The following is a 16,115-nucleotide window of genomic DNA, read 5'->3' on the forward strand; positions in this document are numbered from 1 at the left end:
AAGTTGAAAGTAATCGATCTATTTAAGCCAGGCTATCAGACAATATCTTTCGAGTTCTTTCCGCCAAAAACCCTCGAACAAGAAGCAAATCTCTTTAAGGTTTTAGGCGAGCTTAAGAAATTCGATCCCGATTTTGTATCTGTAACTTATGGCGCAATGGGGACAACACGAGAGAAAACTTTTAAATGGGTAAAAATGATCAAAGAAGAATTTGGCATTGAGCCCGTCGTCCACCTGACCTGCATTGCCGCCACAAAAGACTCGATTAAATCCCAGTTGGACGAATTATCCGCTATGGAAGTGTTTAATATCCTTGCTTTACGCGGTGATCCTCCAGAGGGTGACGATTCTTTTGAGCCGCCAAAGAACGGTTTTAAATATGCAAAAGATCTTGTTTTATTCATTAAAAATCATCACCCTGAGTTTTGTGTTGGTGTTGCCGGGTTTCCAGAGGGGCATATATCAACAAAAGATCTTACATTGGACATTAAATATCTAAAAGAAAAGATAGAAGCCGGCGCTCAATATATCGTCACCCAGATGTTTTTCGACAATAGATATTTCTTTGATTTTGTTGAACAATGCAAAAAAGCCGGTATTAATATCCCGATTGTCCCGGGAATTATGCCGATCACAAATTTAAAACAGGTAAAAAAGATCACAAGCATTTGCGGGGCGACTATTCCTCAAGAAGAATTAAATCAGTTGGAAGAATATGCGGATGACCAATGCGCCGTTGAAAAATTTGGGATCGATCGCGCGGTAAAGCAATGCAAAGAGCTGCTAGAATCAAAAGCTTGCGGTATTCATTTTTTTGTTATGAACCAATCAGGACCGATATCGAAAATAATTTCAAATCTTACTCGATAAATTCCCTTAACTCTAAAATATATGGGCGTAATTTATTAAATGCAGCAACTTCGATCTGTCTTATTCTTTCTCTTGTTAGACCAAGCATTTGACCGACTTCCTCGAACGTATGGTCGATATTTCCATTCAATCCAAATCTTTGTTCAAGCACAAATCTTTCTTTGCCCTTGAGCGATGTAACCAGTTCCTTTTTTAATGATTCACTTAACATCCTCTTCATTGTTTCAGCTTCAGGGTTTGGCGACGATTGATCCGATACCCCACTTCCGAGTTCAGCATCTCCATCTAATTTGGGCGCATTTAAAGATAAAGTTTGTTGTGTTTGTTTTTTTATTCCTCTTAATTTTGCAAGAGGAATTTCGAGGTATGCCGCAATTTCCGACTCTTCCGGCTCCCGCTCGAAAGCGATCCGGAGTTCGCATTCCGCGCGATTTATTTTTTTCATGATATCTTGAGTATAGTTTGAAATCCATATCGTACGCCCTTGATTCCCAATTGCACGCAATATTTCTGCTTTGATCCAAATGCATCCATAATGGGCTAAAGTTCCTTTTTCCGGTTCGTACAATTCAACAGCCCTATATAGGCCAAGAATACCTTCTTGTACGAGGTCGGCAAAATCCAATCCTCTTCCAACATATTTCTTTGCCATCATGTAAACAAGTCTCATATTTTCGTTAACAGTGGCCCAATTTTTTCTGGAGAGGTCAGCGCTATTATCTACCGGCAGGTGCATTCGTTTTGTTGTATTCCAATTTATTGAAGTCATTTCGTCTTCGGGGATCCCAAATTTATCGACCTTCATTCTTTTGAATATGGCCTCGTTCCCCGGAGTAGGGTGGCACAAGGCCCACCTTGTGAGATAGGATAAGTTCGGGTCGTTAAATAATACCTTTAAGGCCAGAAGCATTCTTTTTCCGGTGAATTTGTCAAAGTCGAGCAAGGAAGGCAGGAGCCTGAAAGCATTTTGGAAAAGATACGGATCGCTTCCGTAATATCCATGCGCCAATCCCGACAGAACTTCAAGGGCATAAGCAATGCTTGTCGAGTTGTGTGTTTCTTGATTGAAATACTGGGCAAGCGCCATTAAATTCTGTTCGCTTGTGTTGGACCTTGTTATGTTTTGGACGAGCCATTCATAGTATTCTTTTCTTTTTTTTAAGTGCGCTTCTCTTGTAAGGTCGGATGATTTTACTTCCATAGCTTTTTTCAATAGTTCAAAATCATAAGGATTCGCTCGATATGCTTCCGCGTATAATTCAAAAGCCTTATTAAAACCATCTGGATCAAGCAAACTTTTTCCCGCAGAATCAAAATGCACTGCCGCTTGTTTTGCTTTTTCACCCGAGATAGGCTTATCTACCGTTAGATCTTGTTCACCCGATCTTGCGCGAATGATAAGCTCGCACAATTCCCTTTCATCTCGGCTCATCCTCGCCGCGTCAGTAAAAAATAGCACTTCTTTCCCATCAAAAGCAAGAAGGGATAACTGCAATGGCTTCATTTCCCATGGGCACCTGTGCGTCACAAACATTAATACATCGCCGAATTTGATCTTTTGTACGCTGTTCGCGACACTTGTACTGAATTGTTCGATCAGACGGTATCCGTGCAATTTATCTTTTTCAAGAAATGAGAAAGTAGTGTTTGCCAGTGTGAATTTTTCCCATGACCATTCCCAATTCAATACGAAAGGCAAAACGGTTCTGTTGTTTTTTTTATCTGTGTGGATAAGTGCGCAAACCTTATTTCCAATCGCTTCAACTTCAAGCATAACGCCTGCTTGCAAGCCAAGTTTTTTGGCTATTTCTTCGCCAATTCGGATGACAGGTTTTTTACCGAAGCAGATATAGTAGCTAGTTTTTCCCTTTACTGAGTCAGCGCAAACTTTAGTAAATATCTTTTCTTCAGCGTCTTTTAACTTATGTTTTTCTATTTGCTCTCCGCCAATCAAGATTGTAGTTTTTCCTTCTTTGTCATGTTTCCTTGTAATTGATAAAGGATTTTTACTGCTGTTTTCAGCAAATATCTGGTAGACGGAGCCATCTTTTATTCTTATCTTGAATACTTCGTTTTCTTTTCTTCGCCTCCCGGCAAAGAAAATCTTTATGCCAAATATTTCCGATGAAAATATCGAATCTTTTTTATTTGAAACGACAAAATAATTTGTAATTCCTAGGTTTATAAAATAGAAGAGGAAGTTTTTTAGGTCGAAGTTAAGGTCGCCAATAAAACTATTATCTTTGGCATTAAACATGAGCAGAATTATGTCTTCTCCGATTCTTTGCGGGGCAAGGAGAACTTCCGTTTTTTCGCGGATTCCCGTCGGATATGGGATCAGTTTGCCTTCGTGTTCAAACATAACTATCCCCAATTCGTCGGATTCGGTCCGAAGAAGTCCGGAAAATCCTATGCCAAGTTTTGCTTCATCCATGAAAGTCGTAAAAAAGTTATTTCGATCAGTTATTTCAGGCCTAGTTTTAAGTATTGCCCCATCATAGCCAAGAGCTACCTCCCAGAAGTTTATTCCTGGTTTTTTCTGTCCAATCCCATTTACCGTATCTACAGGGATTCCGTTAACAACGAGAGGGCTCCCGTCGATCCTTAAAAATGCTCCATGGCGGTCAACAGGGATTGCAAGCTTTGCTTCGCCTGTTTTGTCAATAAACATTAAACCTGAACCAGAAGAAAATGAAACATTGCAGCCACCGCGCGCCAACATTTTGTTTGTCCCATTAGACCTCGAAAATGAGAATTTCCAACCATTTACTCTAACTGCGGTTAACTGCGGGCTTGTATGAGGGGCTCTTGATCTTACAAGTTCCATGTATATATATCGAAAGAATTAGGGGCAGATTTCAGTTATCTTCCGCCGACAACGATCTGGGGAATTCTAATAGTAGGCTGGGCATCGGACACTGGTACATGGTCATATTTGCCGCAGATGCCGACCTGGAAGCCAAGGTCGGATCCTACCATATCAATAGTTTCTAAAACTCTAGGCCCGTTCCCTGTAAGAATTGCACCACGAACTGGATGCGTAACTTTTCCGTTCTCGATAAGATAGCCCTCATTTATTTCAAAAACAAAATCGCCATTGGCGACATTTACTTCTCCGCCGCCTATTCGAATAACTAATATTCCATTCTTTACGGAATCAATTATCTCTTGAGGATCGGAATGGCCTGAAGCGATCATTGTATTTGTCATGCGAGGAACAGGCTTTGTCCTGAATGATTCCCGGCGCCCATTTCCCGATGATTTTATTCCAAGTTCCCTTGCCGTATACCAATCGCTTAGAAATCCTTTTAGAATTCCATTCTCTATTAGAATGGTCTTTTGTGCAGGGGTTCCTTCATCATCAAATGCAGCTGATCCAAATTTTTGAGGAAGGGTAGTGTCGTCAATTACAGTTATAAGCGGGCTTGCGACGAATTTTCCAAGCTTCCCGTTGAAAATAGATGTTCCTTTCATAATAAAATCCGCTTCAAGCGAATGTCCGCATGCTTCATGAATTAATGTTCCGCCGGCTTCAGATGATAATACCGCCATCATTTTGCCTGATGGAGCATGAGGCGCATCAAGCATAAGCACAGCTCTTTTTGCAGCTTTACCCGCCATTTCAGCCGGAGGATAAATATCAAATAGTTCAAAACCGACAGATCCTCCAGGAGCTTCATATCCGGTTTGGAGCACTCCGTTCTTTTCGGCTATGACATTAATAAAATATCTTGAGCGGATGCGATTGTCTTCTATATATATGCCTTCAGAATTAGCGATCGTCACCGCTTGGTTTGTGTCGGAATATCTAACTGTTACTTGTTTTATCTTTGGGCCGAACGATCTTGCGGTTTTATTTAATATATCGACCATGCCGATCTTTTCATCTAGTACGATCAGGTTAGGCCTTTTAAGGATTGAACTCATTTGTTCAGGGATATTGGGAACAATATCTTTTATTTTTTTTGGTTCGCCTTTGATCGATTGAGCGATCTTCTGCGCGGCGGATATTAGCCCCTCATAACTTGTATCAGTTGATGCTATGTATGAAACTTCTTTATTTGAAATAAGGCGGATACCTGCGCCAATATCCGTGCCTGAGATTATCTTTTCTATTTTATTATCTTCGCAGGAAACGGTTGTCGCGTTCGATTCTTCAATAAAGACCTCGGCGAGATCCCCGCCGTTTTTGAGGGCGGTAGATAGAATTTCTTCAAGATTATTGAGAGAAAGCATCAGTTAGAGGTTAAGACTTTTTCTTCTATATGTTTGATTCTTTCTTCATGGTTCTCAAGCTTGACTTCTTGTCGGCGGGATTGAGCATATGACATCTTTTGTTCAATGGACAGATCTTCAAGTTTTTTCATTATTTTATCTTGGCTTGTGAGGATATCGTTTTTTAATTCTGATTTTAAGCTATTAAGACCGGTTTGAAGTTCCTGTTTTGTGGCAAATATTGCAGAAAACTTAATAATAATGTTTTCAATGTCTTTTTTTGTGATTACCATATTAAGAATATTATATATATCCAGCTTATTAATTGCAACATGAAATTTTAATTCTTCTTTCGCCTGCTGCAATTATCTAGTGTTTTTGACGATATATATGCGGGCCAAAAAGAAAAAGATAATCCATGGGAAAATGGGTTGATTTTTCAGAGGTCTCAGTAAGAGATAAACAAATTGATCAATACGAATTTATATATTAAACCCGGGCAGTTAAGACCCTTAGGGCTTGGAAAAGTTGAACAGAGAATGGTACTAAATGTTGTAAATGGAATTGGGCGCCTCGAAAGCCGTTTTCTTTTGCTTTTCCATATATTTTATTTCAGCAAGGGCAAAATGGATGTTTGCCAGCATGCAGCTTTCGCGTTATCGCGAGTGCTTGGAGCAAGATATGATCTTCCGGTGTCCAACACTTTGAAGCCAAATATTGATCATATAGAAATAGCAGTCGGGGTATTTGCTCCGCAGGATCTTTCGAGATCCTTTCATCAGACATTTTTAAAAGTGTTTCTTAAAGGCAAGACATTTTACCTCGATCCAACCCTTAAGTATTTAGAGGAGGATGTCCCATCGATCATTTTGCGCGAATATCCGGCTGGCGAATTCGACAGCCGCCTTCAAAATGAATTCATGATAGAACCGTACGCTCCAAACCATCGTGCTTATGCGCACCGTGCCATAATTGCAAGCCAGTACCTTGATCTCGGAAGCCGTGCAAAATACGTTGAGGCATCGTTACGATTGCTGCATGATCCAAAACTGGTCGTTGATGTTGACCAACGCGAAGCGATATATTTCAGCCAGGATGACTGGACTAGACTTGATAGGATAATAAGAGCTATTGAACCAAAGGGAGGCCTTCCTTCTATTGAAACACAAGTTGAACAATTATCTGGTGATGAACTTTTGCGCTGGAGTGTATTTGGCGGCATTTAGTCCAGCTCACTTCGCTTCCGCCCAGTTCTCCCCAACTCCAATATCAATTTTTAGAGGGACAGAAAGCTTTAAGGCATTCTGCATTTCATCTTGGATGATCTTTTTAACTTTATCGACTTCAGAATTCGGGACTTCGAAGACCAATTCGTCGTGGACCTGCAGGATCATTTGACATTTGACACTTGACATTTGACATTTGCGATGGATATTTACCATCGCTAACTTTATCATATCGGCTGCGGTTCCTTGGACTGGAGTATTTATAGCCGTTCTCTCGGCAAAACCTCTCATTCCTTGATTGGGAGAATTAATATCGGGTAGGGGGCGTTTTCGCCCAAGCATCGTTGTTACAAATCCTGTATCTTTAGCATCTTTAATAGTTTTTTCTATAAAAGCCTTTATGCCGGGATATCTTTTGAAATATTTTTCAATAAATTGCTCGGCTTCCGTTCTTTTGATCTTTAAACTTTTAGCCAAGCCAAAACCGGATATCCCGTAAATGATCCCAAAATTAACTGTTTTAGCGCTTGATCTCATTTCTTTTGTAACTTTATCAAGAGGTACATTGAAGATATCGGCAGCCGTTGCAGTATGGATATCTTCATCCAATTTGAAAGCCTCAATAAATTTTTCATCTTGTGAAAGATGCGCGAGAACCCTTAATTCAATTTGAGAATAATCGGCCGCAATTATCTTATATCCTTTATTTTGCGGGACAAATGCTTCTCTTACTCTTTTTCCAAGTTCGGATTTTACGGGAATATTCTGCATATTTGGATTTGAGCTCGATAACCTGCCTGTCGCAGTGATCGTTTGGTTGAAATTTGCATGAACGCGTCCGGTTTCTTTATTTATTAGTTCCGGCAAAGTATCAACGTAGGTTGATTTGAGTTTGTTCAATCCTCGATATTCCAGAAGTTTTTCAGCGATCTCAAATTGGCCGGACAATTCTTCCAATACTTCCGCATCTGTTGAAGCGCCTGTTTTTGTTTTCTTAATTATGGGCAGCTTTAGTTTCTCAAATAAAACTACAGCCAATTGCTTTGGAGAGTTCAAATTGAAAACTTCTCCGCATATGGCAAAGATGTGCCGCTCAAGATCTTTCATTGCAAGTTCGATCTCTTGGCTAAGTTTCTTTAAGTATTTGGCATCGATGAAAACACCTGTCTCTTCCATTTTGATCAACACATCAAGCAATGGCATCTCAATTTTGTTAAAGACATCCTCCATATTTTCCGACTTGAGAGTTTTCTCAAAGACTTCTTTTAACCCGCGAGTCACATCGGCATCCGAACATGCGTAATCTTTCGCGACATCTATCGGAACTGTTGCGAAGTTGCCTTCAGACCCAAGTTCATCGAAGTTTATCATTTCTGTTCGGCCAAGATACTGCGCGCCGACTTTCTTTAAACTATACCTGCCGATAGTCGGGTCGATCAAATATGCGGCTACCATGGTGTCGAAATAGGGTGACGATACTTCAATATCGTATTTTTTCATCACCTCGACGTCGTACTTTAAATTATGTCCGATCTTGAGCTTGGTTTTATCTTCAAAAATCGGTTTTAGCGCAGTTAATGCCATTTTAATATTAACTTGCGGCTGAACGCCGCGGTTAATGCTTTTGGAACCGCGAGCCGTGCCTACCGGCAGGCAGGGTTCACTCGCAGGTTCCACCTTGTGCCCAAAAGGCAAATAAAAAGCTTCGCTTTCGTCAATTGAAAAAGATATACCTATAAGATTTGCTTTGAAAGTATTGAGGCTGTCTGTCTCGGTATCAAAGGCAAAAGACTCGCATTCTTTTAATTTATGGATTAGGTTTTGATAATGATTATCATTATCAATTAGCTTGAAGTTGAATTTCGAAATTTCTTTCCTTTTTGTCTCAACCTTGTCGAATAGATTGGGGGTTTGATGCTCCTTGTATTTGTTTATCAGAGTCTTGAATTCCATTCGTTCGAAGAATTTAATGACTTTTTCCCAGTCCGGGGTTTGAGTTGATGTGAAATCGGTTTCGAGTGGTACGTCAGTTATAATCGTTACCAGCATTTTGCTCAAATGCGCTTTTTCTTGTTCGTTCAATAATGTTTCGCGAAGCTTTGGCTTTTCGATATCTTTGGCATGAGCTAATAAATTATCAAGTGTATGATATTTTTTTAATAGTTCAGCGGCTGTTTTATCTCCGATCCCGGGCATTCCCGGGACATTGTCAGATGTATCGCCTTTTAAAGCTTTAAAATCAATTAATTGGTTTGGTTTGAGGCCATATCTTTCCTCAACTGCTTTTTCGTCATAGATAACTATGTCGGAGATCCCTTTCCTGGTAGTCATTACTTTTATTTTCTCTGTTACAAGCTGTAATGCGTCGCTGTCGCCTGTTACTATTTCTACTTCAAAGCCTTCTTTTTCTGCCTTCTTGGCCAAAGTTCCTATGAGATCGTCGGCTTCAAAGCCTACTAATTCATAGATCGGGATATTTAGGTCTTCGACCAGTTCTTTTATATACGGAAATTGAGGATGGAGGGTGGGAGGCGCTTTATCTCTTGTTCCCTTGTATTCTTTGTATTTTATATGGCGGAAGGTCGGTTCTTTCCTGTCGAAAGCGACTGCAATATAATCCGGTTTTTCCTCGACAAGCTTTAGGATCATCGAAGTGAAGCCATATATGGCATTAGTTACTATGCCTTCGGAGTTCTTCATGGTGTCTGGAAGCGCATAAAAAGCGCGGTAGGCAAGCGAGTTGCCGTCGATCAGGATTGCTTTAGGGTTGTATAAAGATTTGACCAATTATAAAAACTCTTTAATTCGTTTTTTTAATAACAGGGCTAATTTCTTTGTTGTCTTAATAACTTTTTTTAATTCTTCCGAGGTAATGTCTTCTCCTGGATACCTAAAACCAACGGCATAGGGATTTAATATCTTGAATTCAGAATATATTCCATACAAAAATGGGTCTTTTGGCTGGAGCAGTTTTAATAATTCAATTAGGTCATGTGTTTTAGGGAATAATATCTCATGGCTGAGAAGTAATGTTTTTAGGTATTTTTCGATTGCTTGCTGGCAATGGAAAGCAATGATATAGAATGTTTTCTTTTTGCTTTTGTTTTTATTTAATGTTAACGCGGCTTCTAAGTCTCCCTCAGCCTTATCCTCCCACTCAATAACCAAGGATTTACTTGGATGAATCATATAAGACTTTGCCCTTATTTATTATTTCATGATAAAAAGGATCTCCCATTTTAAGTCGTTTTTTTACTTCACTAGGAGTTTTGATTAAGATGTCCATTGGAAAAAGATGCTCGATGTGTCGAGTTGCCCATGAATAACGCTTCATACCTTTCAACCTTGTATCTTTTATGAACAATAAATCAACATCGCTATCTTTGTTGGGATTTCCATAAGCATATGATCCAAAAAGAATAACCTTTTCCGGTTTTATACTCTCCGCCGCAGTTTTAATTACTTTTGTTAGCTGCCGCTTAAAAAGTCGTTGCTTTGTCATAGTTGTTTGCCTTGTGAATATTATAGCATGAAACATAAAATAGCATTGACATTTTCTGGGGGGGGGTAGAATAAAAAAACAGAATATCAGAAGATCAGAGCGTCGGAATATAAATAGGAGGTGAAAAATTATGTCAGAAATTTTAGGTTCCAGTTTTCACAAACCTGATCCGAGGAAATCGGCCAACTTTAAAGAGACTGCTGTGTGTCTGGAAGCGCGTAAAAAGCGAGATAGGCAAGCGAGTTGCCGTCGATAAGAATTGCTTTAGGCATTGAACCTATTTTATCACAAAATAGATTACGACTTCTCGCCTAGTTGGTATCTTGTAAATCGCCTTACAACGATGTTTTCGCCGATCTTTGCGGATAGTTCGCCTAAAAGGTCCTTTATCTTGACTTTTGGATCCTTGATAAAAGCCTGGTCCATTAAGCATACTTCTTCGTAAAACTTCTCGAGGCGTCCGATCATGATCTTTTCCATGGCGGCCGCAGGCTTCTTTTCCGTTTCTGCCTGTTTGAGCAATACTTCTTTCTCATGTTCTATCGAGGCTTCGGGAACTTCGCTTCTTGTGATATATTGCGGATTCTGCGCGGCTATTTGCATCGAGACGTCTTTTGCGAAATTATGGAAATCGGAATTCTTGGCGACGAAATCCGTTTCGCAATTGAGTTCGAGCAATACTCCAAGTTTTCCACCCATATGTATGTAAGAGTTGATAATCCCTTGTGCGGCAACACGTTTCGCGCGTTTGGCAACAGATGCCAAACCTTTTTGCCTCAAAAGATCGACAGCTTGATCAATGTTGCCTTTGGTCTCGACCAAAGCTTTCTTGCAATCCATCATCCCGCAGCCTGTCTTTTCCCTTAGCTGTACGATTATTTCAGTTGTGATGTCGCCCATTTAAAATCCAACCCTTTCTTCGGTTTCTTTTTCTTTGACCAATACTTTAGGAGCAAGTTCCGCCAGCCTTTCTTCTTCGCTTAACATCATAGCTTCTTCCATGGTGGTTTCTTCTGTTTCGGCAGGCTTTGCTTCTCCTTCTTCCGCGGGAACGGCAATTTCTATAGTTCTTTCTTCGATCGGTTTGCCCATTTCACGGCCTGCAATAACTGCTTCAGCGACGATTGCTGTCAATAACTTGATCGAGCGGATAGCGTCGTCATTTGCCGGAATAGGGAAGTCGACAACATCAGGATCGCAGTTTGTATCGACTACAGCGACAACTGGGATGTCTAGCCTTTTTGCTTCGGCGATCGCCGTTGCTTCTTTTTGCGAGTCTACGATAAATATGACGCTTGGAGGATTGACCATTTCACGGATACCGCCAAGGCCTCGGACTAGCTTCCCGTATTCTCGTTCAATACCTGCAACTTCTTTTTTCGGTAACTTTTCATAAGTGCCGTCAGTCTTCATTTTTTCAATTTCTTTCATACGGACGATGTTCTTCTTTAATGTTTTGAAATTGGTGAGTGTTCCGCCAAGCCATCTGTCCCTGACATAGAACATGCCGCAGCGTTTTGCTTCTTCTTCGATAGCGTCCTGGGCTTGTTTCTTTGTTCCTACAAATAAAACAGTACCGTTGTCTTTTACCGCGTTCTTGATGAAATCACATGCTTTTTCGATCAACGGAATGGTCTTGTGAAGGTCGATAACATGGATGTTATTTCTCGACGAATAAATATACTTTCCCATTTTTGGATTCCAACGTTTACTTTGGTGCCCGAAATGAACCCCCGCTTCGAGCAACTCTTTCATGGTTACTACTGGCATTGCTTCCTCCTTAAATTATTAGGTCTATAGTTTTTCAAGCAGACAAACAATAATTTTATCACAGAATTGGCTTTTTTGCCAATGAAATTTGGACGGGATTGGACGATAATAACATAGAGAGCTCCGAAAAATTTGCAAGATAAAAAATATAGCAATTAATATGGTTGTTTTTTAAATCTGCCTGCCTTGGCTCGATCTTATAGCGTTCTCCTTTCATCACGATTTCATATTCCTCAAACCTGCGCTCGGCAGGATATCCTGCCGGGCAAAAAAGGATTGATCATTTTGCCGACAATCTTTTTTTTCCTCATTTTTTTGTTTTTTCCCTTCTTCGTCAAAATACTCATCTTTCCTTTCTTCCAATATCCTGTCCAGGCTACCAGACAATAAGGAAAGGTTCCATCAGTCGCTTGATAACAAAACTCCTTGGCAGGTTTACTGCGGAGGGATCGTTGAAGGCTATGAAGTCCAGCCTTTAATGAGTGAGGTTTTCTATCTTAATTGTAGCAAGGAATTGGTCTTGACAAACCCGACCACTTCACTTGGGGCATTAAAAAGGTAGGATTATTTAACTAAAGCCATTCTGGACCAAAATGCAACGGCTCGCGCATATGCTTTAAGATCAATTGGCACAGGATTCGCAACTCCTCCAAAGTCTATTCCCAAACCATTTCTTAAAATCGTAATCGGCAGCATCGGTTCTTCTTTGCAGCCTGTAATGCCATTAATTGAAATGATTCCCCAATTGGAATCAGCTGGATCAATTGCCTCGCCTTCAGTTTTAAGTTCTTCACTTGTATAAAGAATGATATCTAAATACGGCGCCTTGGGAGGGACAACATCAGCTGAATCGAACCATCTTGTAAGTACTGGAAGCTCTTCCGTCTTGCGCGCAACATAACCCGTTTTAATAAATTTTTCATTGGCAGCCGTTATTTCAACGACCCCGGCTCTTGCATCCGTAAAGTTCTCAAGAAATAAATGCGCGCAAAAAGAGACATAACCTGGCGTTAGCGATTTTCCTTGAGCCAATTGGTTCGCTTTATTCGTAAAAGCATTAGAATCTATATTACCAATTTTTGTTCCAGGAAATTCCGGGTTAAAATGCCTTCCTGCAGCAAACTGGGTCATTCCAATTTTTATCATATTTCCAGCGGCAACATCCATTTTTATCTCCTCCTTGATAATTGCGACAACAAGTATGTTCCCATTTGTTCTTTTGCCCTAAGGATCCTAGGGTTCGTCCCTAGTTCTGCATCAGCCAACGTTTCCCCTTCTTTCCCTGGGATATCCGAAAAATAACCCATCATTGAAACTGACAAAGATGGCTTAGCGCCAAGACCTCTAACAAGCGGCCCCATTTCAAGTTCAACAGAAGTTGCCTTTCTTCCCATAAGGTCCGCAAGAAAAGCATCATGTTCTTGTAAAGGAGAATCTACATAGCCCGCATGTGTTGTCAGGACAAATCTTATGGCACTATCTCCTGCTTTACTATCTGTGCCTCCAGCCAAATCAACAACTTCTTGCCTTTGAGCTAAAGCATAGGAAACAACATCATTGACAAAGCCATTAGCCTCTCCTTTTTCTTCAAGCATCGTACTTGGGACAAATAGATCCCCGACATTTATTTCTGTTTGATTTTGGCCCGCTCCGGCGATAAAACCGCCATTTCCAAAAAACGTCACATTTTCGACATTCTCTTCGGCAACTGCTTGCCCTAAATAACCTGATAAGCTCCCAAAAGGAATTGTTACCATAAGGAATGGCGCTTTCCCCGGCAATCTTATTAAACTTGCCTGGTAAACATCATTAGGCACGCGGGCTTTCATGCTTTCCGGTTTCAACTTCTCTGGCAATATAAAAGGAGGGTTTCTATTCATCCCAAGCTTCGCATAAACGCCTTCAAGCTTGTCTCTAAGCGCCAATAGCCTTGCAGCAAGGTTAGGATTAAGCATTATTTCTTCAGGATCTAGTGAAAAAGCCGCCGTCAAATTCGTTTTATCATCAAAAATTTGTCCAATGATTTTTGGCGTAAGCACTCTGATCTCAGCTTGAATATTTGGGATAGCTTGTTCTATCTCTTCATTTTGAGCAGTTTCATAGCTTTCAATTAAAATAATACCAAATTCCGCAAGAAGTTTTAAGCATTGTTTTATTCTCTTAATAAATACATTTTTCATCTCTTGCGCCGGTATTTTTGGATTGTTTTTTGTAAACGAGCCATAATCAAGGTTTGCCGCCAATTCCTCCAATTTCATATTAACTGCTCGGCTTAGATCTGCCTCAACTTCATTAAGCAATTCTTCGCCTTTCAACCCTGGTTTAAGGAAAGCAGCTAATACTCTTGCGGCATTTATCCTCTCTGCTAAAATATAGCTTATCGTTCCCCCTGGACCAACAACTACCATTTTTGGGAATTTGCCATTGTTTTTGCTTTTGGTTGCGGCAATCAAATTTTTGGCGTCCACCATATAATCTTCAGAATAGACATGATGGTATATTTTTTCAACGGATAATCCCGCATAAGTTAGATACAGCCTCATATGCATCAATTTTGTTTCGCCAAGAATATTAACAACAATAAATTGATTAGTCCCTTTTACCCTATACCAATGCTGCTTAACGCCGTCTTCTGTTCTTTCTACCGCAAGCCGCTCCAATTGTGAACGTTTATCGGTGATATATTGCATGCTTGTAGAAAGCGGGCCATGATGCAATTCAATTGAAACAAATTTACCTTCATCCAATAGGTCCAATGCGGCTTTTGGGATTCTGGGGATAAGATATTCAGGCAAATTCAATGAATGCCTGCGATACATTGCGACCCCTTGGCGCACGTTTTCGATAACAGGCATTCTGCCGATAGCAGATACAATATCGTCAATTGAAAGCGATGTTTTTCTTTGTTCTGCCGGAAGCTCTTTTGGGAACATAGGAGATCCTCCCGCCTTTGAAAATCCGCCCCAACCCTTTCGCAGCTCCGAAAAGCCCAGTGTTGCTCTCTTTTTCTTTTCCTCTTGGCCTAACTTTTCCCATAAATTTGTAAGGTCTATCTCGACTTCAAGCGAAGAATTCGGGTCGATCCCGACCATATATTCATATCCCATATTGCATTCAGCGTCATATGAGATGGCAAGATGTATCTGGTCCTTCGCGGCCCTTTTTCGGTTATACCCTTCCATGAACGCATATATCCCCCTGCGACTGACAACTTTTTTCCATTCAACATCCCCTCTCCAAGGATGTTTCACAATAATGGTATTTCCTCGAATTTCAACGCTTGTGTTGTTTGAATCATTTATCGCTTGAGCTAAATATTCGACTTCTCTTTCCAATACTTCCCGCGCTCCTCTGTAAATCGCCAAATAACCATTAGGGAGGGTCGCTTCATGTTCTAGGCTATCAAGTATGCGGCAAAGATCTGAAAATACATTATCTCTTAACACGGGGAATGCGGCTGCGCAACTTGTATGATAATCTTTGATCTCGAGGAATTTACCCCTTTCCAAAGAATACATTTCTTCAAGCAATAGCATAAGTTTTCCGCCATCGGAACGGACGGATCCTTTCTGAAGATCAGATAGGTCCGAAGCTTCTAGTAATATTTTTTTCTGCCCTTCGCTTAAATAAAGCGCCAATCCAGGATTACATAACAGCCACTGTTCAATAAACGCATAACAATCGGAATAAACTTTAATTTTTCGGCCGTTTAAGGATTCCCTTTGAAGTGTTTCAAGTTTTTCGGTTGCTTCCATTATTTCTTTTGTTTGCGTAGTATCTTTATGCGGCAGGAAAAGGAAATCCTTTAATTCTGCCAATCGCTTCTGAATTGTTTCTCCGTTCATCCCGCGATTCTTTAATATAGCAGCAACCGGTTCACCAATATTTTTATCAAAATCAATATTATATCGTAAGGTAACCATAGACATTAATATCCCTTGTTCAAGATTATCCGCAATTATTGGGACTAATTTATCAATATCGCTTGTGTCTACAAATAAAGCTTCTGGTTTTGAGTCAATGATCGTGCGCTGTCCGGCAAGAGATTGAGAAGGTTGGCTAACAGCCATTGCGCATGCAGCAGGGTTCGAAACGCCTGAAAGATCCAATGAATATACTGCTCCACAGAAAAATACATCAATATTATTTCGCCCAAAATCCCTGCGATCGACCAAAACGACTGCAGTTTTCGATCTGCCGATTCTCATTGTTACAAGGCTAAGGTTTCGCAATTCTAATTCTTGAGGCGATAAATTTCCTTGTAATATGCTAGCGCGAAGATCTGTTTCAAGTGCAACAGTTGCTAATGCAGCTTCGCTAAAAGCATGTTTTTTTAATGCCAGCAAAGCACTTGCGCTATGCATTAAGGGAGCCAAATGTGATTTTTGCATTAGGGCTAAAGGGGTCAATTTTTGTGCGGTTGGGCCAACTACTTGAATATTCACCTGGTATTTTCCTCCATTGTTTTCCTAGCTATCATGATCATCTCGCTTACTATGAGACCTCTGAAAAATCAACCCATTTTCCCATGG

Annotated in this window: 12 protein-coding genes; 2 read left to right on the forward strand and 10 right to left on the reverse strand. The window is 40.4% G+C overall.

Features of this window, described 5'->3' with window-relative positions; all coding sequences use genetic code 11:
- Window positions 1-3 precede the first annotated feature (3 nt).
- The gene (gene metF, locus HZC34_07545) at window positions 4-870 is read left to right on the forward strand and encodes a methylenetetrahydrofolate reductase [NAD(P)H] (protein ID MBI5701672.1); all 867 of its coding nucleotides are present in this window, start codon (window positions 4-6) and stop codon (window positions 868-870) included.
- Here the strand turns inward: metF and HZC34_07550 are convergent.
- Genes HZC34_07550 through HZC34_07560 form a run of 3 tightly spaced genes read right to left on the reverse strand, consistent with a single transcriptional unit; the run spans window position 860 to window position 5,378 of the window.
- Window positions 860-3,697: an RNA polymerase sigma factor RpoD/SigA gene (locus tag HZC34_07550; protein ID MBI5701673.1), complete on the reverse strand. Its 2,838-nt coding sequence runs from the start codon at window positions 3,695-3,697 to the stop codon at window positions 860-862. The genes metF and HZC34_07550 overlap by 11 nt on opposite strands.
- Window positions 3,698-3,732: 35 nt before the next feature.
- Window positions 3,733-5,106 carry a TldD/PmbA family protein gene (locus tag HZC34_07555; GenBank protein ID MBI5701674.1) on the reverse strand — a complete coding sequence of 458 codons (1,374 nt, stop codon included), beginning with the start codon at window positions 5,104-5,106 and terminating at the stop codon, window positions 3,733-3,735.
- On the reverse strand, window positions 5,106-5,378 hold the full coding sequence (locus tag HZC34_07560) for a hypothetical protein (GenBank protein ID MBI5701675.1): 273 nt from the start codon (window positions 5,376-5,378) through the stop codon (window positions 5,106-5,108). The genes HZC34_07555 and HZC34_07560 overlap by 1 nt, the downstream gene beginning before the upstream one ends.
- Window positions 5,379-5,552: 174 nt before the next feature.
- On the opposite strand from HZC34_07560, the gene HZC34_07565 reads away from it, so the two are divergent.
- Window positions 5,553-6,311 carry a hypothetical protein gene (locus HZC34_07565; protein MBI5701676.1) on the forward strand — a complete coding sequence of 253 codons (759 nt, stop codon included), beginning with the start codon at window positions 5,553-5,555 and terminating at the stop codon, window positions 6,309-6,311.
- Window positions 6,312-6,317: 6 nt separating this feature from the next.
- Here the strand turns inward: HZC34_07565 and polA are convergent, their stop codons facing one another.
- The 7 genes from polA to HZC34_07600 form a co-directional block, all read right to left on the reverse strand.
- A complete protein-coding gene (gene polA / locus HZC34_07570; protein MBI5701677.1) occupies window positions 6,318-9,098 on the reverse strand; it encodes a DNA polymerase I in 2,781 nt (926 codons plus the stop codon).
- Window positions 9,099-9,500, reverse strand: coding sequence for a HEPN domain-containing protein (locus HZC34_07575; GenBank protein MBI5701678.1), 402 nt, complete (start codon window positions 9,498-9,500; stop codon window positions 9,099-9,101).
- Window positions 9,484-9,813, reverse strand: coding sequence for a nucleotidyltransferase domain-containing protein (locus tag HZC34_07580; GenBank protein MBI5701679.1), 330 nt, complete (start codon window positions 9,811-9,813; stop codon window positions 9,484-9,486). Before HZC34_07580 ends, HZC34_07575 begins: the two co-directional genes overlap by 17 nt.
- Before the next feature lie 297 nt (window positions 9,814-10,110).
- Complete coding sequence (tsf, locus tag HZC34_07585; protein ID MBI5701680.1) at window positions 10,111-10,713, reverse strand: translation elongation factor Ts; 603 nt, start codon at window positions 10,711-10,713, stop codon at window positions 10,111-10,113.
- Window positions 10,714-11,583, reverse strand: a complete 870-nt coding sequence (gene rpsB, locus HZC34_07590; protein MBI5701681.1) for a 30S ribosomal protein S2 — start codon at window positions 11,581-11,583, stop codon at window positions 10,714-10,716.
- A 564-nt stretch (window positions 11,584-12,147) separates the two neighbouring features.
- The gene (locus HZC34_07595) at window positions 12,148-12,750 is read right to left on the reverse strand and encodes a DUF3228 family protein (GenBank protein ID MBI5701682.1); all 603 of its coding nucleotides are present in this window, start codon (window positions 12,748-12,750) and stop codon (window positions 12,148-12,150) included.
- A 2-nt stretch (window positions 12,751-12,752) separates the two neighbouring features.
- Window positions 12,753-16,028 carry a hypothetical protein gene (locus tag HZC34_07600; protein ID MBI5701683.1) on the reverse strand — a complete coding sequence of 1,092 codons (3,276 nt, stop codon included), beginning with the start codon at window positions 16,026-16,028 and terminating at the stop codon, window positions 12,753-12,755.
- Between the last annotated feature and the right edge of the window lie 87 nt (window positions 16,029-16,115).

It is taken from the genome of Candidatus Saganbacteria bacterium, from assembly GCA_016223245.1.
Taxonomy (GTDB): Bacteria; Margulisbacteria; WOR-1; order XYC2-FULL-46-14; family XYC2-FULL-37-10; genus JACRPL01.

Excerpts from the sequence above, each read along its gene's own strand:
- HZC34_07550 (MBI5701673.1), bottom strand. The coding sequence starts at position 3,697 with ATGGAACTTGTAAGATCAAGAGCCCCTCATACAAGCCCGCAGTTAACC.
- HZC34_07555 (MBI5701674.1), bottom strand. The coding sequence starts at position 5,106 with ATGCTTTCTCTCAATAATCTTGAAGAAATTCTATCTACCGCCCTCAAA.
- HZC34_07560 (MBI5701675.1), bottom strand. The coding sequence starts at position 5,378 with ATGGTAATCACAAAAAAAGACATTGAAAACATTATTATTAAGTTTTCT.
- HZC34_07575 (MBI5701678.1), bottom strand. The coding sequence starts at position 9,500 with ATGATTCATCCAAGTAAATCCTTGGTTATTGAGTGGGAGGATAAGGCT.
- HZC34_07580 (MBI5701679.1), bottom strand. The coding sequence starts at position 9,813 with ATGACAAAGCAACGACTTTTTAAGCGGCAGCTAACAAAAGTAATTAAA.
- tsf (MBI5701680.1), bottom strand. The coding sequence starts at position 10,713 with ATGGGCGACATCACAACTGAAATAATCGTACAGCTAAGGGAAAAGACA.
- rpsB (MBI5701681.1), bottom strand. The coding sequence starts at position 11,583 with ATGCCAGTAGTAACCATGAAAGAGTTGCTCGAAGCGGGGGTTCATTTC.
- HZC34_07595 (MBI5701682.1), bottom strand. The coding sequence starts at position 12,750 with ATGGATGTTGCCGCTGGAAATATGATAAAAATTGGAATGACCCAGTTT.